This window comes from Candidatus Clostridium radicumherbarum, from assembly GCF_045310525.1.
Taxonomy (GTDB): Bacteria; Bacillota; Clostridia; order Clostridiales; family Clostridiaceae; genus Clostridium_AT; species Clostridium_AT radicumherbarum.
On record NZ_JBJHZY010000001.1, the window covers coordinates 187,823 to 210,434 of the forward strand.

26 protein-coding genes are annotated in these 22,612 nt (G+C 32.0%); 17 read left to right on the top strand and 9 right to left on the bottom strand.

All coding sequences use genetic code 11. The features are described 5' to 3' along the window. Nucleotides 1-197: 197 nt before the first annotated feature. The 6 genes from ACJDUH_RS00970 to ACJDUH_RS00995 all read right to left on the bottom strand — a co-directional run bounded on the left by ACJDUH_RS00970 (nucleotide 198) and on the right by ACJDUH_RS00995 (nucleotide 5,492). Nucleotides 198-647, bottom strand: coding sequence for a 4Fe-4S dicluster domain-containing protein (locus tag ACJDUH_RS00970; RefSeq protein WP_406763283.1), 450 nt, complete (start codon nucleotides 645-647; stop codon nucleotides 198-200). A gap of 77 nt (nucleotides 648-724) precedes the next feature. Next, nucleotides 725-1,801, bottom strand: coding sequence for a hydrogenase large subunit (locus tag ACJDUH_RS00975; protein WP_406763284.1), 1,077 nt, complete (start codon nucleotides 1,799-1,801; stop codon nucleotides 725-727). A gap of 14 nt (nucleotides 1,802-1,815) precedes the next feature. Next, nucleotides 1,816-2,169 carry an NADH-quinone oxidoreductase subunit C gene (locus ACJDUH_RS00980; protein WP_406763285.1) on the bottom strand — a complete coding sequence of 118 codons (354 nt, stop codon included), beginning with the start codon at nucleotides 2,167-2,169 and terminating at the stop codon, nucleotides 1,816-1,818. 74 nt (nucleotides 2,170-2,243) lie between these two features. Then, a complete protein-coding gene (locus tag ACJDUH_RS00985; protein WP_406763286.1) occupies nucleotides 2,244-2,684 on the bottom strand; it encodes an NADH-quinone oxidoreductase subunit B family protein in 441 nt (146 codons plus the stop codon). Nucleotides 2,685-2,703: 19 nt separating this feature from the next. Beyond that, nucleotides 2,704-3,576 carry a respiratory chain complex I subunit 1 family protein gene (locus ACJDUH_RS00990; protein WP_406763287.1) on the bottom strand — a complete coding sequence of 291 codons (873 nt, stop codon included), beginning with the start codon at nucleotides 3,574-3,576 and terminating at the stop codon, nucleotides 2,704-2,706. Continuing rightward, on the bottom strand, nucleotides 3,576-5,492 hold the full coding sequence (locus ACJDUH_RS00995) for an NADH-quinone oxidoreductase subunit 5 family protein (RefSeq protein WP_406763288.1): 1,917 nt from the start codon (nucleotides 5,490-5,492) through the stop codon (nucleotides 3,576-3,578). The genes ACJDUH_RS00990 and ACJDUH_RS00995 overlap by 1 nt, the downstream gene beginning before the upstream one ends. 233 nt (nucleotides 5,493-5,725) lie before the next feature. On the opposite strand from ACJDUH_RS00995, the gene ACJDUH_RS01000 reads away from it, so the two are divergent. The 5 genes from ACJDUH_RS01000 (at nucleotide 5,726) to ACJDUH_RS01020 (ending at nucleotide 8,842) form a co-directional block, all read left to right on the top strand. Then, the gene (locus tag ACJDUH_RS01000; RefSeq protein WP_406763289.1) at nucleotides 5,726-6,166 is read left to right on the top strand and encodes a hypothetical protein; all 441 of its coding nucleotides are present in this window, start codon (nucleotides 5,726-5,728) and stop codon (nucleotides 6,164-6,166) included. A gap of 151 nt (nucleotides 6,167-6,317) precedes the next feature. Continuing rightward, nucleotides 6,318-6,620, top strand: coding sequence for a hypothetical protein (locus tag ACJDUH_RS01005; RefSeq protein ID WP_406764986.1), 303 nt, complete (start codon nucleotides 6,318-6,320; stop codon nucleotides 6,618-6,620). 101 nt (nucleotides 6,621-6,721) lie between these two features. Continuing rightward, nucleotides 6,722-7,081, top strand: coding sequence for an LSm family protein (locus tag ACJDUH_RS01010; protein ID WP_406763290.1), 360 nt, complete (start codon nucleotides 6,722-6,724; stop codon nucleotides 7,079-7,081). Nucleotides 7,082-7,557: 476 nt separating this feature from the next. After that, on the top strand, nucleotides 7,558-7,743 hold the full coding sequence (locus ACJDUH_RS01015) for an alpha/beta-type small acid-soluble spore protein (protein WP_406763291.1): 186 nt from the start codon (nucleotides 7,558-7,560) through the stop codon (nucleotides 7,741-7,743). Between the two features lie 142 nt (nucleotides 7,744-7,885). Next, a complete protein-coding gene (locus tag ACJDUH_RS01020; RefSeq protein WP_406763292.1) occupies nucleotides 7,886-8,842 on the top strand; it encodes a 2-hydroxyacid dehydrogenase in 957 nt (318 codons plus the stop codon). A gap of 57 nt (nucleotides 8,843-8,899) precedes the next feature. On the opposite strand, the gene ACJDUH_RS01025 is transcribed toward ACJDUH_RS01020, so the two are convergent. Beyond that, nucleotides 8,900-9,751 carry a YitT family protein gene (locus ACJDUH_RS01025; RefSeq protein WP_406763293.1) on the bottom strand — a complete coding sequence of 284 codons (852 nt, stop codon included), beginning with the start codon at nucleotides 9,749-9,751 and terminating at the stop codon, nucleotides 8,900-8,902. A gap of 265 nt (nucleotides 9,752-10,016) precedes the next feature. On the opposite strand from ACJDUH_RS01025, the gene ACJDUH_RS01030 reads away from it, so the two are divergent. The 9 genes from ACJDUH_RS01030 to ACJDUH_RS01070 all read left to right on the top strand — a co-directional run bounded on the left by ACJDUH_RS01030 (nucleotide 10,017) and on the right by ACJDUH_RS01070 (nucleotide 18,564). Continuing rightward, on the top strand, nucleotides 10,017-10,178 hold the full coding sequence (locus ACJDUH_RS01030) for a hypothetical protein (protein ID WP_406763294.1): 162 nt from the start codon (nucleotides 10,017-10,019) through the stop codon (nucleotides 10,176-10,178). A gap of 17 nt (nucleotides 10,179-10,195) precedes the next feature. After that, nucleotides 10,196-10,450 carry an SHOCT domain-containing protein gene (locus ACJDUH_RS01035; protein WP_406763295.1) on the top strand — a complete coding sequence of 85 codons (255 nt, stop codon included), beginning with the start codon at nucleotides 10,196-10,198 and terminating at the stop codon, nucleotides 10,448-10,450. A 187-nt stretch (nucleotides 10,451-10,637) separates the two neighbouring features. Next, complete coding sequence (locus ACJDUH_RS01040) at nucleotides 10,638-11,324, top strand: response regulator transcription factor (protein WP_406763296.1); 687 nt, start codon at nucleotides 10,638-10,640, stop codon at nucleotides 11,322-11,324. Then, nucleotides 11,324-12,694, top strand: coding sequence for a sensor histidine kinase (locus ACJDUH_RS01045; protein ID WP_406763297.1), 1,371 nt, complete (start codon nucleotides 11,324-11,326; stop codon nucleotides 12,692-12,694). The genes ACJDUH_RS01040 and ACJDUH_RS01045 overlap by 1 nt, the downstream gene beginning before the upstream one ends. A gap of 150 nt (nucleotides 12,695-12,844) precedes the next feature. Continuing rightward, complete coding sequence (locus ACJDUH_RS01050; protein ID WP_406763298.1) at nucleotides 12,845-13,558, top strand: hypothetical protein; 714 nt, start codon at nucleotides 12,845-12,847, stop codon at nucleotides 13,556-13,558. Nucleotides 13,559-13,691: 133 nt separating this feature from the next. Then, a complete protein-coding gene (locus ACJDUH_RS01055; RefSeq protein ID WP_406763299.1) occupies nucleotides 13,692-13,958 on the top strand; it encodes a metal-sensing transcriptional repressor in 267 nt (88 codons plus the stop codon). Between the two features lie 118 nt (nucleotides 13,959-14,076). Then, entirely contained in the window at nucleotides 14,077-16,533 is a 2,457-nt protein-coding gene (locus ACJDUH_RS01060) for a heavy metal translocating P-type ATPase (protein ID WP_406763300.1), read from the top strand. A gap of 118 nt (nucleotides 16,534-16,651) precedes the next feature. After that, nucleotides 16,652-16,867 (top strand): heavy-metal-associated domain-containing protein, encoded by a 216-nt coding sequence (locus ACJDUH_RS01065; RefSeq protein WP_406763301.1) that lies wholly within the window; start codon nucleotides 16,652-16,654, stop codon nucleotides 16,865-16,867. A 176-nt stretch (nucleotides 16,868-17,043) separates the two neighbouring features. Then, the gene (locus tag ACJDUH_RS01070; RefSeq protein WP_406763302.1) at nucleotides 17,044-18,564 is read left to right on the top strand and encodes an N-acetylmuramoyl-L-alanine amidase; all 1,521 of its coding nucleotides are present in this window, start codon (nucleotides 17,044-17,046) and stop codon (nucleotides 18,562-18,564) included. A 59-nt stretch (nucleotides 18,565-18,623) separates the two neighbouring features. Here ACJDUH_RS01070 and ACJDUH_RS01075 read toward each other — a convergent pair whose 3' ends face one another. After that, a complete protein-coding gene (locus ACJDUH_RS01075) occupies nucleotides 18,624-20,468 on the bottom strand; it encodes an urease accessory protein UreH domain-containing protein (RefSeq protein WP_406763303.1) in 1,845 nt (614 codons plus the stop codon). Nucleotides 20,469-20,758: 290 nt separating this feature from the next. Here ACJDUH_RS01075 and ACJDUH_RS01080 point away from each other — a divergent pair, with 290 nt between their 5' ends. From ACJDUH_RS01080 to ACJDUH_RS01090, 3 genes are all read left to right on the top strand, one after another. Beyond that, nucleotides 20,759-20,911 (top strand): hypothetical protein, encoded by a 153-nt coding sequence (locus ACJDUH_RS01080; protein WP_406763304.1) that lies wholly within the window; start codon nucleotides 20,759-20,761, stop codon nucleotides 20,909-20,911. A 110-nt stretch (nucleotides 20,912-21,021) separates the two neighbouring features. Beyond that, complete coding sequence (locus ACJDUH_RS01085) at nucleotides 21,022-21,402, top strand: hypothetical protein (protein ID WP_406763305.1); 381 nt, start codon at nucleotides 21,022-21,024, stop codon at nucleotides 21,400-21,402. A 341-nt stretch (nucleotides 21,403-21,743) separates the two neighbouring features. Further along, nucleotides 21,744-22,052, top strand: a complete 309-nt coding sequence (locus ACJDUH_RS01090; protein ID WP_406763306.1) for a hypothetical protein — start codon at nucleotides 21,744-21,746, stop codon at nucleotides 22,050-22,052. Between the two features lie 112 nt (nucleotides 22,053-22,164). Here the strand turns inward: ACJDUH_RS01090 and ACJDUH_RS01095 are convergent, their stop codons facing one another. Next, complete coding sequence (locus tag ACJDUH_RS01095; RefSeq protein WP_406763307.1) at nucleotides 22,165-22,362, bottom strand: SHOCT domain-containing protein; 198 nt, start codon at nucleotides 22,360-22,362, stop codon at nucleotides 22,165-22,167. Nucleotides 22,363-22,612 lie beyond the last annotated feature (250 nt).

A 22,612-nucleotide genomic window follows, 5' to 3' on the forward strand; every position in this document is an offset into this window, starting at 1 on the left:
AATTCTTAGTACATAGTCAGTATATTAAGCAGACATTAAAAGAGTTACTGATTATTAGTTTAACAAATATATTAGATTCAGCTTCATGGTTATTATCATATTTAAAGCCATGTTTCTAAATAAAGAGCAAAAAAATAGCTAACCAGGGCATAAAGCCCTGGTTTAGCTATTTAGGGTGGTAAACCCTTTAATAATAACTATGCAGTTTTAGATTCTTCTGTATTTGCGACCTTTTCCTTCTGCATATTTTCTTTCTCAGCGGGCATTTGAGCCGTAGTCTTTTGGGCTGCCGGCTTTGAAGCAGGAACTGGAATTTCAACCTTATGAATTACTATTTCCTTATCTTCTGCTGCATGTCTTCTATCATTAGTCACAGTTATAGATTTCTTTGGGCATGCTGTAGCACATTCTCCACAGATTATGCATCTTAATGCATCCAATTCCCATTTTCCTTCTTTTCTATCAACTATAATAGCATCTGCAGGGCAGCGCCTTGAACAAATTCCGCATAGTATGCAGGTGTCTGGATTTAATACAATTCTTCCTCTTGAGCGTTCAAAAGCTGGCCTTTCTGCAGCTGCAGGGAAGAGTCTTGTTTGCTTTTTATTTAATAAATTTCTCGTTATAAGCTGAAGCATATTTGCCATTTAAAAAACCCCCCAAAAATTCTTATTTGGTGATTTAATTTTAGATTAAATCATCCTTAAAAGCTCATTTTATCGCTTTATCGTTCTGTACAGCTAATGCATGGGTCAATAGTTAAAACTAGAATAGGCACATCTTGAAGCTTGCTCCCAGGAAGCATTTTAAGTAATGACGGTATATTAGCAAAGGTGGGAGTCCTTATTTTTAACCTCTCTAGGTTCTTTGTGCCGTTTGCCTTTATATAATAAATTGCTTCTCCTCTTGGCTGCTCTATTCGAGATATAGCCTCTCCCTTTGGAAAGCCCTTAACAGGTACTACAATATCACCAGAAGGCAATTTGCTAATTGCCTGTCTTATTAAATCAAAGGATTGATATATTTCTTTAACTCTAACTACACAACGTGCATAGCTGTCTCCAGCATTTTCAACTATAGGCTCAAAGTCAAGGTGCTTATAAGCACTGTAGCCTGTTGCTCTTAAGTCGTATTTAATGCCGCTGGCTCTCATCATAGGTCCAACTACAGCATATTCTGCAGCATCCTGATTTGTAAGAATTCCAACATCTACAAGTCTTTGTTTAACGGTGTAATTATCAAAAAATACTTTTTCTACATCTTTCATCTGTTGTTCTAAAGTATCAACAGTATCTAATATTATTTTTGCCTGGTCTGAAGTAATATCTTTTGTTGTTCCTCCAACCTTGTTTGCAGAAATTATTACTCTGTTACCAGTTGTCATTTCCATTAAGTCAAGAATTTTCTCTCTGTATTTCCAGGTTTCCATAAATAAGCTTTCAAAACCAAAGGCATCTGCTAAAAGACCTAGCCATAGGAAATGGCTTTGAAGTCTTCCTATTTCAGCCCAAATTACTCTTAAAAATTCTGCTCTTTCAGGAATCTGTATGTTCATGATGTCTTCTATACCTCTAACATAAGCCATAGAATGCATAAAGCTGCAAATACCGCAAACTCTTTCAACTATATAAACTGATTGATTGAAGTCCTTTAATTCTGCCATTTTTTCAAGGCCTCTATGAACATAGCCTATAGCAGGAAGTGCTTCAACTACCTTTTCGTCTTCCATAACTAACTTTAACTGAATTGGTTCCGGTAATACTGGATGTTGAGGTCCGAATGGAATAACTGTCTTTGCCATAAATGTACCCCTTTCTATTGAGCATTTTTATCTAACATTGGTGCTTTTGGTGATTTTTCTGCAAGTAGTAAATGTCCTTTGTAATCAATTAAGAGTCCCTCGAATTCAAAGCCATAAAGGTCTTTGTATTCATTTTCTATTAAGAGTGCCGAAGGATATATTGATGATACACTTTTAATAACATCCTCAGGCTTCATTAAAATTCTTATATTACTTAACTCATAATTATTGTCAAAGTGATAGGTAAGCTCGTAAAATTCTCCTTCTTTTTCACAGGTCATAGCAACAAATCTATTTCCGTAAAGCTTTTTGTTGTTAACGGCTTCTCTAATATCTTCTTTGTCTATAACAACTAGATTCTCAAGCATAAATTTCCTCCTTTTAGTCGGAACACTGGGTAATATACCATTCGCTCCGCTCATTATTACCCGTTAAAGTCCATTTAGGACTTTGACCTCTTCATTTCTTCTCTTTTTTTATCGAGTATTCCAGCTGCCTGAGCTATTCCTTCCATTATTGTTTCCGGCTTTGGACAACAGCCAGGCACATATACATCTACAGGTATGATTTTATCAGCACCTCCCAAAACATTGTAACAGTCATGGAAGATACCTCCTGATGTGGCACAAGCCCCTACAGCGACAACTGCCTTAGGTTCAGGCATTTGATTATAGGTATTTAAAACTACATCTATACTTTTACTGTTAACTGAACCAGTAATAACCATAATATCAGCTTGCTTTGGGGTTCCAATATTTAAGACTCCAAGTCTTTCAGCATCATATAATGGAGTAAGACAAGCAAGTAGTTCTATATCACAGCCATTACAGCTGTTGCAGTTCATATGAACTATCCAAGGTGACTTTGACATAACACCTGCCATAATTAAAACCTCACTTTCTTTAAATTAATTTCACATTATTTAGGTATAAGAATAGTATATTTACAATTGAGAGTCCAACAATTATTGTCCAAGTAACTTTAAGCATCCATTCCCAGGAAAGTCTTGCTGTTATGTTATCTATTATGATTACAAAGAAAAAAGTAAATAATGATAATATTGTTCCCATTATAAAATTTTGCTTCCAAAATATAAACATAAGTCCTGAAAGAAATACATATTCATACCAGTGTGCAAATTCTATTATACCCATTGTTGGCCCAGAAAAATCTGTAAACATTCCTTTGACTAATTCCTGATGCGCATGATGAGAACTTGAAAAGTCAAAAGGAGATTTTTTAAACTTTATACTCATTATAAATAGCATTGATATAAATACAAGTGGTAAATAGAGTATAAGTGGAGCATTTGCACCATTTAACTGAGAAATTTTAAAAGAACCGGTAAGCATATACATACCAACTATATAAAATACTAATATTGGCTCATAAGCCAGCATAGAAATTGCCTCTCTAGCAGCACCAATTCTACTGTAAGGAGAACCAGTGCTCATAGCTGCTAAAATAAGTGCAACATTTGCTATGGTATAAACAAAGATAATCATAAGTAAGTCCATTTCTAAGAATAACATTATAAGGCTTACTATTATAAAGATTAAATAAAACAGTATATAAAGGTTTTGATATTTGTTAACTACTAAGTTTTCCTTAGACATAAGCTTTCTAAAATCATACCAGGGCTGACGAAGCTTTGGCCCTATTCTTCCCTGAAGCTTAGCTGAAAGCTTTCTATCAACTCCAGCAAAGAAACAGCCAATTACCGGTGCTGCTATTAAAACTAAAAGTATTCTTACAATTATTTCTGTAGTACTCATTATGACAGACCTCCCAATATTACAATTAACATCAGTGCAATTGAAACTACAGTTCCAAGTTTAGTTATAAGCTTTTCATCGAAAATTTTTGTTAGATAGTAGTTTCCGAACACTGCCTTTTCATAAGATCCATCTGGAGCTCTAAACATAGCTGCATCTTCTTTAGCATTTTCACCACACATGTATATATCTGTTTTTCTTGTATTTACAATTAAGGTTCTGTGTACTAAGAGGGCCAGTATAATTACTACTGCTATAACAATAAATACAATATTATTATTGAAGCTTCCTGTCTGAGCTATTATATTTGCATTTTTAACTGTTAAAGCCTCTGATGCATTTGGCAGTAAGACTTTAAGTTCTGGTGAAACCAAATTATTATATAGTGGTGCTACAAAAATACTTGATATTAAAACTAAAATGCTTAGTATCCAAAGTGGAATATATATATTCATATTCGCACCACTTTTCTTTTCAAGGGAGTCAATTGGAGAAGCAAGCAAAGTTCCCATCCATTTAATATAGTAAAGAGTTGTTAAGGCACTGCCAAGTATAATTAGAATTACTAAAAATGGATTTTGAGCAGTAGCTTCGATGGAAATTAGCTTTGTTACTAGTACTCCAAAAGGAGGTAATATCATTGAAACAAGTCCAAAAGCGGTAATAATAGCAAGTACTGGCGCTTTTGAAACGAGACCAGTCATATCTTCTACATCTCTGCTTCCGATAGTATGCTCAATTTGTCCTGTACATAGGAATAATAGAGCTTTTGAAACAGCGTGGAACACTGTTAAAATAATTGCTGCTGCAATAGCTAAACTGCTGCCCATACCAGCACTGCAGATTATAAGTCCTAGGTTTGCTATAGTAGAATAAGCAAGTATTCTTTTTGCATTTCTTTGTGTAACTGCTATAGCTGAACATAACAGAAAGGATATTCCTCCATATAATGCAATTGCAGTACCAAGCTTAGTGCCTGCATAGGAAGGAGCTAATTTAATTATTAAATATACTCCTGCTTTAACCATTGTACTTGAGTGAAGCAGTGCAGAAACAGGGGTAGGTGCAACCATAGCACCAAGAAGCCAGCTTTGAAATGGCATCTGAGCTGATTTTGCAAATCCTGCAATACATAATAAGAAAACAGGAATTATATAAATACCAGAAAGCTGACCTTTCTCAGCTATTCCAGATAAAGTTGAAATACCTAATTGATTTTGGAATAATATAATTCCTATTGAGAAACAGAGACCACCGATAATATTTAGTAATAATGCCCTAAAGCCGCTGTTATAGGCTTCTTCATCTCCATTATAGGAAATTAAAATAAATGAAGCTAATGTAGTTATTTCCCAGAAGAAGTAAACCCAGCCTAAAGCATCACTAATAACTAATCCATTCATTGCAGCAAGAAAGATGCTTATTACAAAATAAAATAACCTTTGCTTGCTTTTCATATGTCTGTGATGTTCATATTCAGTAATGTATCCGTTTGCAAATACTAGAATTAATGTACCAATAATGTTAATTAGAAGAAGCATTATTATTGAGAAACTATCCACATTTATAAGTGCTTCATGATGCTTATCCATAAAAAATGTTGAATAAATAAATATAATTGTTTGAAGGATTGTTAGTGCAAATACGACTTTGCGATTATGTTTCTTAGATACCCAAAATATGAATGCTAAAATCAAAATCTCTAAGACAGTTATGATTCCTTCTAAGAAACTAAAAGCTGAGCCTGTTATTTGAAGTTGAATTGGCCCATGTATTGCAATGGTTATGGAAGCAATGGCTCCAAAAGCAAGTAATACATATGAAAGTATTTTATAGAGTTTCTTATTTTCACTTAGTAAAAACAAGAAGGAAAACGCTAAAGGAACTAAAATTAGTGAAAAAATTAACGAATTCAAGATAATACCTCCCCATTTGAAATAATTTTTTTATAATTACAACTAATACAGCTATTTTTTTTAAATATAACAGCCTACTATCATTATATTATTTATTCTGAAAAAAAACAACATTAATAAGGGTGCTAGAAATAATAAATAAACCGAGGAACATTTTTCTTTAAGTGTCATATTATATATGAGGATCATAGGGTCAGATTAAATCATCATAACAAGAAAGGAGGACACATAGGATGGCAAGTTTAAGCGGTTTTGAAGCTAATTTAGCTAGGCATATTGGACAAACAGTAACAATATTTACTACAAGCGGAGGAGAATCTGGAGAAGGATTTACAGGGGTTTTGATTTCAGTAAATTGCCGTTTTGTAAGACTTATTTCTCAGATAGGATCAGCACCAGGCTGTGCATTAGGAAATTGCTGTGATGTAAGAAGAGAGAATACAGAAAATGTTAATAGAGGATGTACTGAGGAAGAGAATAATGACAGAAATTTAGAGAACCAAATTAACTTTTTAGGTGGAACTGGTAACGTAGAGCGCAGAGTAACAAATAGAGAAAATAGAGGTACTGAACGCAGAATAGATTGCACAGGAAGAACTTTAGGAGCAGTAGTTGATATTCCAGTAGATAGAATCGCAGCTTTCGTTCACAATGCTGTAGGAAGCGGATGGTAGCGTTTAAATAATAAAAATATAGACATCAGCTGCTGCTGGTGTCTTATCTAATTTATATATGAACCTTCATAAAATCAAAGCATACAATAAAATTATGAGTAATTATAAGGGGAACGAGCACTTGTTTAGAAGGAACATAGTAATAGTGAATATAAATAGGAAAAAGAAATATTATAACCTTGATAATGAATGCTTCAGGGAGAGCCTTATAAAATTTATTGGTCAAACAATAACTATTTTTACTACAAGCGGCGGCATATCTGGACATGGATTTACTGGGGTGCTGCTCCAAGTAAGTACAGATCAAATAAAACTTTTGATAAAAATGCAGTCTGCTCCACAAATAACCTTTGAAGATGGTTTTTCTGATGAGGAGGGAGATGAGGCTTCCCTTGGCTCTGCAGCTAACATTCCTATTAACAAAATAGCAGCTTTTATTCATAATATAGTATAAAAATAATTTTTCATATAGTAGCAAAATTACACGTTAAACATACTATGTATTAGGACAAAGGTCCTAATAAATCTTTTTAATAAGAAAGGAGGAAACTTAAGATGCCAGATGGCTTTAGTGTAGTTGGAGATTTAGCAAGACACATTGGACAAACAGTAACCATTTTTACTACTAGCGGAGGAGAATCCGGAGAAGGGTTTACAGGAGTTTTAGCATCAGTTAATAACGGATTTGTAAGATTAATAACTCAAATAGGACCAGCTCCTGGCTGTGCACTTGGAAATTGCTGTGATGAAAGACGTTTTAGAGATCGTGAATCTGATAGAAGAACTGACAGAGGAACTTCTAGAGGAACTAACAGAATAGATTGCACAGGAAATAGAGGACTAGGTTCAATTATAGATATACCAGTAAATAGAATTGCAGCTTTCGTTCATAATGCAGTAGGAAGTGGCTGGTAATATACTGAAGACTTATATATAAATCCCTATCTTTTGATAGGGATTTTCATTTTTGTTCTACTAAAAAAATTACCCTATATCAATAAATAGATTAAATACATGATGATTTTTTTTCATTATTTATTTATATTAAATATGAAGGACTGTATTTATAATTAATTATTTAACAATATAATTTTCATTAAATTAATTTATATAAAAATTAACAATCTTTTTATAATAACCTTTAATTTAGATTAAAATTTTATAATTTTTCAAAAAATTATAATGAAATTTATCAAAAAGCTCGAAGAAGGTAATTAATAGGGAAAATTTGCTTAACTTAGTTATTCTCATTTAATATAAAATAAAAATAAGATGAGGATGTGGTTAGATGTGGTACTAGTTCCAGTAATTTTATAGTGTAATAATTGTGTTTCAGGCAATATTAATATTACAACCAACAATTATTACATAAATAAAAGGAGGAAATTTTCATGGCAAACGGAAAATTAGTACCACAGGCAAAAGATGGATTAAACAAATTTAAGATGGAAGCTGCAAGAGAAGTAGGAACTAATTTAAAGGAAGGCTACAATGGAGATCTTACTTCAAGAGAAGCTGGTTCAGTAGGCGGACAAATGGTTAAGAAAATGGTTGAAGCTTACGAAAAGAATTTATAAAAAAAGTAGTTAATAAATAAGGTCTATCATCTTATATAGATGGTAGGCCTTATTTATTATAATAAATTCCCTGCATTGAAATATATAAATTAAAAGGATATTATATAAATGTACATAATCATTAAATGAGGAGTTGACGTATATGAAAATAGTTATTCTTGAGCCACTAGGAGTTTCTGAAGAAGAACTTAGAAATATTGCAAAACCAATAAGGTCCAAAGGACATGAGCTTGTAATACATAAAGATAAAAACTTAAATGTGGAAGTTTTAAAGGAAAGGGCAAAGGATGCTGAAGTATTAGTACTTGCGAATATGCCTTTAAAAGGTGAAGTAATTTCGTCAGCAGAAAAGCTTAAAATGATATCTATTGCATTTACTGGAGTAGATCACGTTGATCTTAAGGTCTGCAGAGATAAGAACTTAATGGTTTGTAATGCAGCAGGCTACAGCACCTCTTCAGTAGCAGAATTAACCTATGGATTAATATTATCAGTTCTAAGAAACATAGTTCCTCTTGATAAGGCTGCAAGAGAAGGGAAAACTAAGGATGGATTTAGCCAAAGGGATTTAGATGGGAAAACTATAGGCTTAATAGGTACAGGTGCAATAGGTAGTAAGGTAGCTGAAATAGCTATTGCCTTTGGCTGCAACGTGCTAGCCTATAACAGAAGCGAAAAAGATAACTTAAGAGCAAAAGGGGTTAAGTATGTATCCTTAGAAGAGTTGCTTAAAGAAAGTGACATAGTATCTTTGCATACTCCATTAAATGAAGCTACTAAGGGACTTATAAATGCTGAAAAGCTTGCACTTATGAAAAAGGAAGCTATTATAATTAATACTGCAAGGGGTCCTATTATAGATAATCATGCATTAGCAGAGGCACTAAAAGAAGGAAGAATTGCAGGAGCTGGAATTGATGTGTTTGACATTGAACCACCACTTTCAATTGATGATGCCTTGCTTAATGCACCTAACTGCACAGTAACACCGCATATAGGGTTTGCAACAAAGGAAGCTATGGTAAGAAGAGCACATATTACCCTAGGCAATATAGAAAAGTGGCTAGAAGGCAACCCACAAAATGTAGTAAAGTTTTAAAACATATTAAAAAAGCAGTATGGAGATGTTTTCTTGATTCCACACTGCTTTTTAAATTTAAATTGATTTTTTAAAGCCTTTACCCTGTATTTCTGAGGTATCGAGAATTGACATAAAGGCATAGGGATCAGCATTTTCTACAATTTGCTTTGCTTTAGGCACCTGAGATAGTGATACAACACTATAAACTAACTTCTTTTCAGCCTTTGTATAGGTTCCTAGTCCATATAGAAGAGTTGAACTTCTGTGTAGATCCTGATGTATCTTATCAATTATTTCTTTTTCCTTATCAGTAACAATAAGAAGCATTTTCTTTCTATCTAGGCCTTTAATAACTTTATCCAGTACTGAAGATGCAATGTACATGGATATTAAGGTATAAAGTCCCTTCTCAACTCCGAAGAACATTGAACCAATAGATACTATCAAAAGATTTATACCAAAGGATACATTTCCAATTTCAAGATTATATCTTCTTCTTAGTATCATGGAAATTATATCAGTGCCACCTAAGGAACCATGATTACTAAATACAATTCCAAATGCAATTCCATTTATAACCCCGCCGCAAATACTGCTTAATAAAATATCGTTGGTATGATATACCATGGAAATATTTCTTGTAAGAATTAAAAATAATGACTGACAGATAGTTCCTGTTAGAGTCAATATAGTAAATTCTTTATCAAGTTCTTTTAAACTTAATATAAGAAGTGGTATGTTGAGTAAAATAATTAAAAGACCTGCAGGAATATTGAATAAATATTGAGTTATAAGTGCAATACCTGAAACTCCTCCGCTTAAAAGCTTATGAGGCACTATAAACATGTTTATTGCAATTGAAGAAAAAAGACTAGCACAGACAATGTATAACGCTCTTTTTAAGGTTATTACAGGATTAATTTTCAAAAAATCACCACCTAAGTTTTATCACGAGTATCGCATCAGTTTTTTAAAAAATTTTTATATCTTAATCTACTTATTAATAATAAATGAAAAAAATAAAAATTACTACTTAATTTTCCTATAATATATATTTCTCCAATGGTTAAATTAATATTGAAGAAATATTTAAAAAAGGAGGTCAAAGTCCTAAATGGACTTTGACGGGTAGACTGTGGATGGCAATCCACAAGTTAGGCTACCCAGTGTTCCGAATAAAAGGAGGAAGACTATGAATAATAATAAAGGCTTAAGAAAGACAAGGCCTAAATCTAATCCAGAGCTTAGACAAGTATATTTTCAAAACGGCGGCAATATAGGAATAGAAAATGGACATAAAATTGGAATGCATGAGCCAGAAAAACATTCACTAGATGCAAATTCTGAGAAATAAAAAGGGTGAAAATAGTTATGATGGGATATAGAAATGTATATGGATATGGTTATGGATATAATATGATGCCTTGGGTAGGTTTTTTCTGCCTAATGGCTTTGGTTTTAATAATAATAATCGCCATAGTGGTATATAAAATAACTTTAGGCAGAAGAGATAATGCAAAAAATTATATTAACAATAATGCTATTGAAATATTGAAACAAAGATATGCTAAGGGTGAAATTGATGAAGAAGAATATAGAAAAATCCGAGATGCAATAGAAAAGTAAATTTTATTTTTATTAGAAGTTTGGAATATCGGGCCAGACTTCTTTTTATTACTGTAAAAATTAAAACTTAATTATAATTAATCTTCATATTATCTTTAAAAGAAATTGTTATAATGAGTATAAGGATACATTAAATTAATATATTAAAAGATATTTTTATTAAGATCAAAATACGAGGTGTGTTATTATGTATAACATTTTAATAATAGAGGATGAAGAAAAGGTATCTGAGGTTTTAAAAGCATATTTAGAAAAGGAAGGCTATAAGGTGTACTGCACTACAAAAGGATTAGCAGGAATTGAACTGTTTAAAAAGTTGGATTTTAAACTAATAATTCTCGATTTAATGCTGCCTGATATAAGCGGAGAAAAAATATGCAAAATTATTAGAGAGACTTCTGATGTCTATATTTTTATGCTTACTGCAAAGGGAACGTTAAATGAAAAAATAGAGGGGTTAAATATTGGGGCTGATGAATATTTGGTTAAACCATTTAGTCCAAGGGAGTTAACGGCTAGGGTTAATGCATTATTTAGAAGATTATCTGAAGCTCACGAAAATATAAGCTTTATTTTCAATGATGGAAGATTAACCATAGATTATGATAAAAGAATTGTAAAAGTTAATGAAGAGGAAGTTTTACTTACCCCAAATGAATTTGATATATTATATACTTTAATAATAAATAAAGGGAAAGTATTATCACGAGAACAATTAATAAATAAAATATTTGGTGTTGACTTTGATGGCTATGATAGAACAATCGATGTACACATTAAAAATATACGTAAAAAGATAGAACAAGATACAAAAAATCCAAAATACGTTATAACAGTTATGAAAGTGGGTTACAAGTTTGGTGGTGAAGATTAGTGCAGACAATTAGAAAAAAATTAAGCCTTTTATTAGTTACCTGTTCAATTGCGGCAATTTTACTAATTACGTTATTTGTTAACATTACTATAAACAATAAATTCAATCAGTATATGGTGGATACACAAAATAACAGATATGAGAGTATTGTATCTTATTTTCAAGAACTATATAAGAAAGATGGAAAGTGGACTGAAAACTCAGGCATAGAGTTAATGCATGAGGCTTATATGGGTAATTATTGTTTAACTCTACTTGATAAGAATGAGAAGTCTATATGGGGCATGAACCCAAATGATATTAAAAATAAACTAAATTTAAATACAATGCCAGTAAAAAATAATGGAGTTTATAACTCTAAAAGATTTGAAATTAAAGTGAGTAATAAAATAGTTGGATATGTTGATATTGGTCAATACTCACCAGTATTATTATCAGAAGATGATTTAAATTTTAAAAACTCTATTAATAACAGCATTATTGTAAGTGGCATTATAACCCTTCTTATTATTGTTATTATAAGTCTTTATTTCTCAAGACAGTTTTCTAATCCAATAAAGGAAGTTGCTATTATGTCTGAGAGCCTATCGGAAGGAAATTTCAATGCAAAATCAAGTGCAGAAAGTAACATTAAGGAAATAGAAAGTCTAAGAAACAGTATTAATATTTTAGCCGAGAAACTGAAATATCAAGATATGCTTAGAAAGCGATTAGTATCTGATATATCACATGAAATAAGAACACCCTTAAATGTTCTGCAAAACAACTTAGAAGCAATGATAGATGGACTTTTTCCAATTACTACAGAAAGATTAAATTACCTAAATGAAGAAGTGATAAGATTTGGAAGGCTACTTAATAATTTGAATGCTTTAAAGGAGTTCGAATCAGAAAGCATAAAGTTAAATTTTGAAGTTATTCCATTAGATGAATTAATTCAAGCTATTTACTTGGATTTTAATATGGCAGCAAAAAATAAAAATATTATACTTAACTATAATGTTCAGCCTAAAAAAGACTATTTAATAACAGGTGATAAAGATAAACTTAAGCAAGTGTTTATAAATCTTATATCCAATGCCCTTAAATTCACCAAAAGTAATGGGGAAGTATGGATAAACCTTTATGGCGATGATGAAGAGGTCATCGTGGAAGTAAAAGATAACGGTATTGGAATAAAGAAAGAAGATTTAGCTTTCATTTTTGAAAGACTGTATAGGGGAGATAAAAGCAGGCATGAAATTGAAGGAAGCGGTATAGGGTTAACAATAGTTAAAAATATTCTGCAGCTTCATTCTGCTAAAATAGACGTAGAGAGCGAGGAAGGGAAAGGAACTACCTTTAAGATTTACTTTACTAAAAATAAATAATTATTTTATACAGGGTAAATAAATCTTTGTACTTTGAATAATTATGATGAAATAAATATATTTTAAGTGGTTATTTCTTCATATAGTCTTCATATAATTTGATTATTATGTATTTGTAGAATATCAAATACATAAAGGAGTTGTAATTATATGAATAAGACTAAGAAAATCGTTTCTTTACTTGTTTCTTCAATTTTAGTTCTATCCTTTGCAGGCTGCAGTAGAACAGTAACAGGAAACAAAGAAACAGATAATGGGCTTAATGCCTTTAATGCAATTGTAAAGGCCTATCCAGCAAATAAAGGCTTCCATCAAGCACTTCAGCACTGGGGATTTAAGCTTTCAAATGGAGAAAAATTTGAATGGACAAAGGACACCTCTGCTAACAAGGCAGACTTTGCCATGGTAATGCTTGCAGATCCATTAGTAAAAGCAGGACTTGATATAAATAAGCTTGATAAAAATGATTGGTTATATGAGCCAGCAGCAAAGGATGAAAATGGACAAGAATTACCAAATAGATTAATTAAACCTTATAACGTAAGTGATAAAAAGGTAAGTTCTAATGGTTCAGAGGATGCTATGAGAAGAATTTTAAAGCAAGATCCAAGCCTAGTAAAATATCATAAAACACAGCAGCATTATAGATTAATTCTCGGTGATGGTAATGAAGTAGAGTGGACAGAAAAATTAGGAATTAACGATGCAGATATGATATTTGTACTAAAAGCAGAACCGTTAATAAAAGCAGGGTTAGATATTAATAAACTACAAGAATCTGGATGGTCATTCAAGCCTGCTGGTAAGGATGATATGGGTGAAAATCCAGCTCAAATAGTAAAAACATTTAAAATAAAGCAATAAATATTAATATTACCCCACTCCTCTGAGGGGGAGTATAAATTTTTTTAGAAACCCCCTTGAAATTTATAAAATAAAGTATTATAGTATAAACATAAAACACCCCCACCTAGGGAGGGGGTATTGGAGGCAGGGTATGAACGAGGAGCAAAAAAAGGCATTACAATCACTTAAGACTTCAAAAGGTCAAATTGAAGGAATAATAAAGATGCTAGAAGATGGTAGATACTGTGTTGATATATCTAATCAAATTATTGCAGCTCAAGCTCTTTTGAAAAAAGCAAATATGCTTATTTTAAAGCAGCATATGCATCATTGTGTGAAAGATGCATTTAAAAATGACAATGGTGATGAAAAGGTTGAAGAAATTATTGGACTTTTATCTAAGATTATTGATAAATAAGAGCTTTGGAATACAGGAGGCAAAACAATTAATAATTGTTTTGTGCAGAATTAGGAATTCAGGAGACGTGAAGATTAATAATCTTCACGCGCTTAGAAGAAATACAGGAGGGATCTAAATGGCAACTAAGTCATTAAAAATAGAAGGAATGACCTGTGCAGCTTGTGCAAAAGCTGTAGAGAGAGCATCTAAAAAGCTCCAAGGAGTAACAGAGGCAAATGTTAACTTTGCCACAGAAAAGTTAAATATAAATTTTGATGAGGCTGTAGTATCTATTCCAGATATTCAAGCAGCTGTTGAAAAAGCCGGGTACAAGGCTGTTGTTGAAGCAAATAACAAAACCTTAAATATAGAAGGTATGACCTGCGCAGCTTGTGCCAAAACAATAGAAAGAGTAACAAAAAAGCTTGATGGAGTTATAGAATCTAATGTAAACTTTGCAACAGAAAAATTAAGTATTAGCTATGAACCTTCTAAAGTTAGAATGTCTGATATAAAAAAAGCAATAGAAAAGGCAGGCTATAAAGCATTAGAAGAAGAAGTTTCTGTGGATGAAGATAAAGAAAAGAAGGAAAAGGAAATAAAACTACTTTGGAAGAAGTTTATAATTTCATTAGTATTCACTATACCTCTTCTTACTATTTCCATGGGACATATGATTGGAGAAAAGCTTGGATATAGCCTTCCACAATTTATTGATCCTATGATAAATCCAAGAACCTTTGCATTAGTTCAATTAGCCTTAGTAATACCGGTTATGATTGCAGGTAACAGATTCTTTAGAGTTGGTTTTAAGTCATTATTTAGAAGAAGCCCTAATATGGATTCACTAATTGCAATGGGGACATCAGCAGCATTTTTATATGGAATATTTGCTATTGTGCAAATTTTTCAAGGAAACATTGACTACGCCTATGACTTATATTTTGAATCAGCTGGAGTAATTATAACTCTTATAACTTTAGGTAAATATTTAGAATCAGTAACAAAAGGTAAAACCTCAGAAGCTATTAAAAAGCTTATGGGGCTTGCACCTAAAACTGCAATAATAATAAGAGACGGTAAAGAAACAGAAATTTCTATTGATGAAGTCGAAGCAGGAGATATAATCGTTGTTAAGCCCGGTGAAAAGATGCCTGTAGATGGTGAAGTAGTAGAAGGCATTACTTCTGTTGACGAATCTATGCTTACAGGTGAGAGTATACCAGTAGAAAAAAATATTGGTGATAAAATAATCGGTGCTAGTATAAATAAAAATGGTAACATTAAGTATAAAGCAACTAAGGTTGGTAAGGATACAGCTCTTGCCCAAATAATTAAATTAGTGGAAGACGCTCAAGGCTCAAAGGCTCCAATTGCAAAAATGGCTGATGTAATTTCAGGCTATTTTGTTCCAGTTGTTATGTCAATAGCTGCAATTTCAGCTATCGCATGGTACATGTCTGGTGAAACAGGTGTATTTGCTCTAACTATATTTATATCAGTTCTTGTAATTGCTTGTCCTTGCGCATTAGGACTTGCTACACCTACAGCAATTATGGTTGGTACAGGTAAGGGTGCAGAATATGGAGTCTTGATTAAGAGTGGTGTTGCATTAGAAACAGCTCATAAGATAAAAACCATAGTATTTGATAAGACAGGTACCATTACTGAGGGTAAGCCAATAGTTACAGATGTTGTAACTGCAAATGGCATAAGTGAAAATGATTTATTACAGCTAGCTGCCTCAGCAGAAAAAGGATCTGAACATCCACTAGGAGAGGCCATTGTAAAAGGCGCAGAAGAAAAAGGCTTAGAGTTTAAAAAACTTGATTTCTTTAAAGCTTTACCTGGATATGGAATAGAAGTTAAAATAGATGGTAAAAGTATTTTACTTGGAAATAGAAAGCTTATGACTCAAAGCAATATATCTTTAGAGGATTTAGAAGTAACCTCTGATAAGTTAGCAGGAGAAGGTAAAACCCCAATGTATATTGCTATAGACAGCAAAATGGCAGGTATTGTAGCTGTTGCAGATACTGTTAAAGAAAACAGCAAGAAAGCAATAGAAAAGCTTCATGAAATGGGTATAGAAGTTGCCATGATCACAGGAGATAACAAAAGAACTGCAGAAGCTATAGCAAAACAAGTTGGAATAGATAGAATCTTAGCTGAAGTACTTCCTCAGGATAAAGCTAATGAAGTTAAAAAGCTTCAAGCAGAAAACAAGAAGGTGGCAATGGTGGGAGATGGTATTAATGATGCCCCAGCACTTGCACAGGCTGATATTGGTATTGCAATAGGATCTGGAACAGACGTTGCTATGGAATCTGCTGATATAGTTCTTATGAGAAGTGATTTAATGGATGTTCCAACTGCAATACAATTAAGTAAAATAACCATTACCAATATTAAGCAAAATTTATTCTGGGCCTTTGGCTATAATACATTGGGTATTCCAGTTGCCATGGGTGTACTGTACCTATTTGGAGGACCACTATTAAATCCTATTATTGCCGCAGCAGCTATGAGTTTCAGCTCTGTATCAGTTTTATTAAATGCATTAAGGCTTAAAGGCTTTAAACCAGTTAGATAAATATTTAAATATTTATATATAATATCAGCAGAAGTGAGTAGATTTAAACTACTCACTTCTGCTGACAAAAGTTTATCAGCGGAATACCCTGTGTTCCGACTAAAAGGAGGAAATTATAATGAAAAAGAAAATATTAGTTGAAGGAATGAGCTGTGGACACTGCGTTAATCACGTTAAGGAAGCTTTAAGCGAGCTTAAGGGAGTAACTAGTGTAGATGTAAATTTAGCTTCTAAAACTGCGATACTTGAAGCTTCTTCAGATGTAAAGGATGAAGATATAAAGTTTGCTATAGATGATGCAGGATATGAAGTAGCAGGAATAGAAGTATTATAATTTTTAGGAGAGCTTTGATAATTATGTTTATCAAAGCCCTTTTTTTATGAAAAGAAAATCTTGTAATATTTTAACATTAAAAAAATGTGTATTTTTTCATAAAATATTAATAAATTTGTTGTATAATAACTAATAGTAGTGATTAATGCTAAAAAAGCCAAGGAGGACGTAACTAGATGAAGAAAATGTTAAATATTGTCGTGTTTGCTGCAGTAATATTACTATTAACAATATTTAATAGTAATAAGGCATATGCAATTGATACGACAAGATTTGGGGGAGCTGATAGGTATGCAACTGCCCTAGAGGTTTCAAGAAACAATTGGACAAACTCTGATTATGCTATACTAGCTTCTGGTAAGGATTATCCTGATGCTCTATGTGCTACACCACTAGCTAAAAAGTATAATGCACCCATACTATTGACTCAGGGTGACACTTTAACTGCTGATATTAAGAGCGAATTTACCAGACTTTTGGTGAAGAACGTATACATAATAGGTGGAACCGGAGCTGTATCGCAAAATGTGGAGAATTCTATAAAGGCTCTTGGCATAAATGTCATCAGATTAGGCGGAATAAATAGATATAAAACATCTTTATTAATTGCCAAAGAGCTTGGTACCAGTACTAAGGTAGCTTTAGCCTCTGGGGATGACTTTCCAGATGCAGTTTCAGTAGCAGCACCAGCTGCACTTTCTAGTATGCCTATCTTATTGTCTAGCAAGAGTACAATAGACGATGAAATTAAACAATTTATAAATTCAACTAGTCGAGATGTGGTATATGTAATAGGTGGAAGTGGAGCAATTAGTGATACAGTATTAAATCAGTTTTCGAATACAAAGAGATTGGCAGGCTTAAATAGAATTCAAACAAATTTGGCAGTTATCAATGAATTTTTGCCAGCTTTGGATCTAAGTAAAGTATTTGTTGCTTCAGCACAGGATTTTCCAGACGGATTATCTGGATCAGCAGCTGCTGCCCTAACTGCTTCTCCAGTATTTTTATTGGACAAGACTAACTTAGCTCCTTCTATAAGCTTTATTACACCAAATATAAGCGAAAGTGCAAGCTTTAAAATTTTAGGTGGTACTGGTGCAATAAGTTCTAGTATAGAACAACAGCTTAAGACATTAAAAAATAAAACTGTTGTAATCGATGCTGGACATGGAGGACAAGATCCCGGTGCTATAGGGCCAACAGGGATCAAAGAAAAGGATGTAAATTTGGCGGTGGCTTTAAAATTAGGCCCGCTGCTTCAGGCTCAAGGTATAAATGTTGTTTATACAAGAGTTGATGACAATATTCCATGGACAACAGTAACTAATGATTTACAAATGAGGTGTGATATAGCCAATAAAGCTAATGCAGACTTTTTTATAAGTATCCATAGTAATTCTAACGATAGTAGTTTGCCTTATGGTACTGAGACCTATTATACAACTCAAAAACCTAGCGACGGATCCTTAGCTCAAATAATTCAGAGTAATTTAGTTGCACAAAATGGTTTAAGTAATAGGGGAATTAAAACTGCAAACTATTATGTTTTGAATAATACAGCTATGCCAGCAGTCCTTGCTGAACTTGGATTTATTAGTAATCCAACTGAAGAACAACTTTTAAATAGTCCTGATTTTCAAGCAAAGTGTGCAAATGGACTTGCTAATGGAATTAAGCAAGTGTTAGGATTATAAAATTATAATACTAAAGAAAAAACGTCCTACAATTAGGGCGTTTTTTCTTTTAACTTAAATTATTGACCTAAGTACTTATTTCTGATTGTTTCCACATCTGCAGTCTTTAAATTATCAACTACTTCAATTATACCAAGTACACCATTATCTTTAAGTATTGCATATCCTCCTGCTTTTTTAGGACTAAATTCAACAACATTTATTCCTTTCTTTGCAGTAAAGGAGCTAATTTCATCACCTGTATTTGCGTCTACAATCTGGTATTTTCCTTCAGCATTATCAAAAGCACTTAAATCAAAGGTTAGTTTTGTATTTAAAAGACTTCCTGTTACAACAATTAAGGGCTGAAGCTCGTAACCTTTTCCTTTAAATGTAGCACTTTGATATTTATCAGCTGCTATTGCCTTATTTACTAAGGTTGAGGTTGGAACCTTTGTAATATCACTACCATAAATACTAGGTTGGCTAGAAGCACCAGAGCCTGAAGCAGAACCACTATCGGCTACAGGACCTGCACAGCAGCTAGGACCTGTACTAGCTGGAGGTAAAGATGGATCAGCCTTTGAGGTATCTACGGTATCAAGCTTGTCAACAACTTTTATTACACCTCTTATCATACCCATCCAGCAGCTGAAGTTTATATCCTTATCACCAGGGGTAAATTCTATAACATTTTCACCACTTTTTAATTTCTGCTGTTTATTTAAAGCTTGTATTACAATATTATTATTACAAGAATTAAGCTGCTGTCCATCAATTATCCACTTAACAGGCATGTTCTTTTGGACATAAAAGGCATTAGGTGTATAACCATTGTTGTTTGCAACCATATTTATAGTTTGAACTCCATCTTTAATAGTGGCCTTAGCAACATTTGCATTAGAAGTACCAGAGGAAGATGAATTTCCACCTAAGAAACCTTTTGAGCTGTTTGCAAGTGCTGTTATAGGATTAATATTTATTCCTGCTAAGGTAAGACCTCTATTACCCATAATTAAACCTAGAACTATAATAAGAACTCCGCTAAATTTTAAAATTTTCTTAGTATAACCCTTACTAAGAAGTCCTGATAATGCGCCAAAGGTTAACATAAGAGGCACTGTTCCTATAGAAAACATAAACATTGATAAAGCACCTTTTACAGCACTTCCAGTACCTAGAGCAAAAAGCTGCATAGTTTGAAGTGGACCACAAGGCATAAGCCCATTTAAAAGTCCGACTATAAAAGGAGAGCCAGATTTATTTTTTACTTTACATGCAGCATGTGGAAGTTTAATATGAAACTTTCTAAAGGCACTGAAACCTGCCATATTAAAGCCCATTATAATCATAAAAACTCCAGCAAATACCTGCATTGCAGCTTTTGCAGTAATGGAAAGTGAAAATACTGAACCTAGTGCGCCTATTATTCCTCCAAGAATAGTGTAGGAAACAACTCTTCCCAAATTATATAATACAGCAGGTATAATTGCATCAATTTTATTTGTACTTTCTTTTGATAAACTCTGGGAGAGCATAATTCCACCGCACATGCCAACGCAGTGCAATGATGTAAGTAGTCCAACTACAAAAAGAACAGCATAAGATGCATTTGTAAGCTTAGCATCCATATCAAAGCCGCTTGTTTTTAATCCTAGCAGTACCACAGCAGCAACCATTATAAATATTCCCATGAATTTATAATCATTTGAAGCTTGAGTACTATAGCCTGCATTTTTTATAGCGGCTTTAATCTTACTGTGATTACATAACTCATCATCATATTCAATTTCAGCAAATTGACCGCTGTAATTTGCCTTTGCGTTAATTACCCCATCTAATTTTTTTACAGCTCTTTCTACCCGATTTTCACATGACGTGCAGGTCATTTCATAGACTTTAATTTTTTCTTTTTTAATACTCATGGGTTCTCCCTCCGATATTTACTTACTAAACAAATTAAGTAATATTCAATAAGCAAATAAAATTATAGTTTATTTTGTTTTTTAAAATGTAATTATAAGTTTAAAAAATAAGTCAAAATTATTATTCCAACATTAATATAGCAAATAAATGTGTTGATTTTATGAAGATATGTTTGTTTAAAATAATTACTAACAAATATTGTAAAAAAGTGAAATTAGGAATTCTACATAATTTCTACACAAATATGTTATAGAATCTTAAAATAGAATTTGCTAGGAGATGATAACATTTGAAAATATTAAAATTATTATTTATTAAGAAGTGGAAACAAGAATATTCACAAAAGTTTATAAGTGATTTTAATGAAATTAATAAAAGAATTGAAGAAGTATATTTAGAAGTTAGCAATGATAATAACTCAATAAAAGATTCGGTTGCATAAGTTTAAGAATTTAATGTATTTAAGTATTTTATAAATTCTTCATAATTGCCCCATAATCTTAAGCTACTATATGCTTATAGAAACAAATAATTAAAAAAGGAGAGATTTTAATGAAGAAAAAAGTAGGCGTAATAATAGCTACAGCTTTATTAACTGTTGGAGCAGTAACTGCGGTTTATGCAAAAGAAAATTATAATTCAAAGAATTATGGTTATACAGGAACAATGATGCAGCAGAGTAATTTAAATAATGTTTCATACAATAAAATGATAGATATTATGAGAAGCAATGGTTTTGAAGCAGCAGCAAATGCCATGGAAAACAGAGACTATAATGCTATGAGTAATTTTATGAATAACCTTACTGATGATCAATATAATCAAATGAAAAACATAATGCAAAACAATGGTTATGGGTACATGGCTAAAAGAATGTCTTCAGTGAATAGACAGCAAATGGTTAATATACACAATACTATGATGGGAAATTAATCTACATTTATCGAAGAACGAGCAAAATTTTAGCTTGTTCTTCTTTTTTGTAGATTAATTAATAATGTCTACATAAGATAAAATATAAAAAGAAGCTTGGATGGGTAAAACAAGCTTCTCTTTATTATAAAACAAAATAAAAAATGAGGGGATAAAATAATATTAAGCATTAAGTTTTTGTTTTGCTTAATAATTTTACAAACAAATAATATCAATAAAATATGTAGGACATATGAAGATAAATATTTTTATTTCTTCATATGTTCTTCATATGAGAAATATACAATTCAAATATAAGATAATATTTTTTGAAAAAAAAGAGAGTATGCGGAGGTAATAATATGAGTTGCCATGAAGATAACAGAGGAAGCCAAGGAATTCACAAACACAGTCCATTAAAACATATGTTACATATGATTCTATGCTGCGGGCTGCCTATAGTTATTATAGGATTTTTACCACTTATTACAAAATTTAGCCCCAGTGCTGGTAGTGTTATCGGAAGAATAGTACCATTTTTATGCCCATTAATGATGCTTTCAATGATACCAATGATGTTTGGCGGTAATAGAAAGGAAAGCTGCTGTGACGATGAAAAAAAGAATCTCGATAATAATAGATCTATTGAGTTAAATAAACCTGTTGAATAACTCAAGTGATTATTTTTAAGATAATGTTGCAGAAAGCATTCAAAAAGCTTAATAAAAAAAAAAGCTGTAGAAATATTGATATATATTACTACAGCTTTTTTTTAATTGTAGATTATTTGCCTTTTAATATGGTTTTTCTTTTTATATATTCTTCTTCACTTATTTCTCCGCTAGCAAATCTTTTATCTAAAATATCTATTGCACTATTTGAATTTTCATTTTTCCTAAAGATAATGTTATTTCCTTGGCTAGTAGTATTAAATATAGAAAATATTAAAACAGCAAAAATAATCAATAATATAAACATCATAATATCATCTCCTTTATTCCTTTGATTATATTATATTTTGCAATTATGAAGGAAATATGGAGAACTGAAAAAATTATATAGTTACTATATAATTTAGCCAATTTAAGGCTTGAAGATATAAAATTATCCTTTTTGATGAATTTATTAAATGCAAAAAAATTGGGCTTAGACATTAATAAAGTTATCACTAATATTATGAAAATACTCTGTTAAACAAACATAAAGAATAAAATCTAATTATCCACACAAA

What these genes read in the sequence shown, in the direction of transcription:
- ACJDUH_RS01010 (WP_406763290.1), top strand. Translation starts at nt 6,722, where the DNA reads ATGCCAGATGGCTTTAGTGTAGTTGGAGATTTAGCAAGACACATTGGA.
- ACJDUH_RS01040 (WP_406763296.1), top strand. Translation starts at nt 10,638, where the DNA reads ATGTATAACATTTTAATAATAGAGGATGAAGAAAAGGTATCTGAGGTT.
- ACJDUH_RS01065 (WP_406763301.1), top strand. Translation starts at nt 16,652, where the DNA reads ATGAAAAAGAAAATATTAGTTGAAGGAATGAGCTGTGGACACTGCGTT.
- ACJDUH_RS01035 (WP_406763295.1), top strand. Translation starts at nt 10,196, where the DNA reads ATGATGGGATATAGAAATGTATATGGATATGGTTATGGATATAATATG.
- ACJDUH_RS01095 (WP_406763307.1), bottom strand. Translation starts at nt 22,362, where the DNA reads ATGATGTTTATATTATTGATTATTTTTGCTGTTTTAATATTTTCTATA.
- ACJDUH_RS01050 (WP_406763298.1), top strand. Translation starts at nt 12,845, where the DNA reads ATGAATAAGACTAAGAAAATCGTTTCTTTACTTGTTTCTTCAATTTTA.
- ACJDUH_RS01090 (WP_406763306.1), top strand. Translation starts at nt 21,744, where the DNA reads ATGAGTTGCCATGAAGATAACAGAGGAAGCCAAGGAATTCACAAACAC.
- ACJDUH_RS00975 (WP_406763284.1), bottom strand. Translation starts at nt 1,801, where the DNA reads ATGGCAAAGACAGTTATTCCATTCGGACCTCAACATCCAGTATTACCG.
- ACJDUH_RS01015 (WP_406763291.1), top strand. Translation starts at nt 7,558, where the DNA reads ATGGCAAACGGAAAATTAGTACCACAGGCAAAAGATGGATTAAACAAA.
- ACJDUH_RS01000 (WP_406763289.1), top strand. Translation starts at nt 5,726, where the DNA reads ATGGCAAGTTTAAGCGGTTTTGAAGCTAATTTAGCTAGGCATATTGGA.
- ACJDUH_RS00980 (WP_406763285.1), bottom strand. Translation starts at nt 2,169, where the DNA reads ATGCTTGAGAATCTAGTTGTTATAGACAAAGAAGATATTAGAGAAGCC.
- ACJDUH_RS01085 (WP_406763305.1), top strand. Translation starts at nt 21,022, where the DNA reads ATGAAGAAAAAAGTAGGCGTAATAATAGCTACAGCTTTATTAACTGTT.
- ACJDUH_RS00990 (WP_406763287.1), bottom strand. Translation starts at nt 3,576, where the DNA reads ATGAGTACTACAGAAATAATTGTAAGAATACTTTTAGTTTTAATAGCA.
- ACJDUH_RS01075 (WP_406763303.1), bottom strand. Translation starts at nt 20,468, where the DNA reads ATGAGTATTAAAAAAGAAAAAATTAAAGTCTATGAAATGACCTGCACG.
- ACJDUH_RS00985 (WP_406763286.1), bottom strand. Translation starts at nt 2,684, where the DNA reads ATGGCAGGTGTTATGTCAAAGTCACCTTGGATAGTTCATATGAACTGC.
- ACJDUH_RS01030 (WP_406763294.1), top strand. Translation starts at nt 10,017, where the DNA reads ATGAATAATAATAAAGGCTTAAGAAAGACAAGGCCTAAATCTAATCCA.
- ACJDUH_RS01020 (WP_406763292.1), top strand. Translation starts at nt 7,886, where the DNA reads ATGAAAATAGTTATTCTTGAGCCACTAGGAGTTTCTGAAGAAGAACTT.
- ACJDUH_RS01060 (WP_406763300.1), top strand. Translation starts at nt 14,077, where the DNA reads ATGGCAACTAAGTCATTAAAAATAGAAGGAATGACCTGTGCAGCTTGT.
- ACJDUH_RS01070 (WP_406763302.1), top strand. Translation starts at nt 17,044, where the DNA reads ATGAAGAAAATGTTAAATATTGTCGTGTTTGCTGCAGTAATATTACTA.
- ACJDUH_RS01055 (WP_406763299.1), top strand. Translation starts at nt 13,692, where the DNA reads ATGAACGAGGAGCAAAAAAAGGCATTACAATCACTTAAGACTTCAAAA.
- ACJDUH_RS00970 (WP_406763283.1), bottom strand. Translation starts at nt 647, where the DNA reads ATGGCAAATATGCTTCAGCTTATAACGAGAAATTTATTAAATAAAAAG.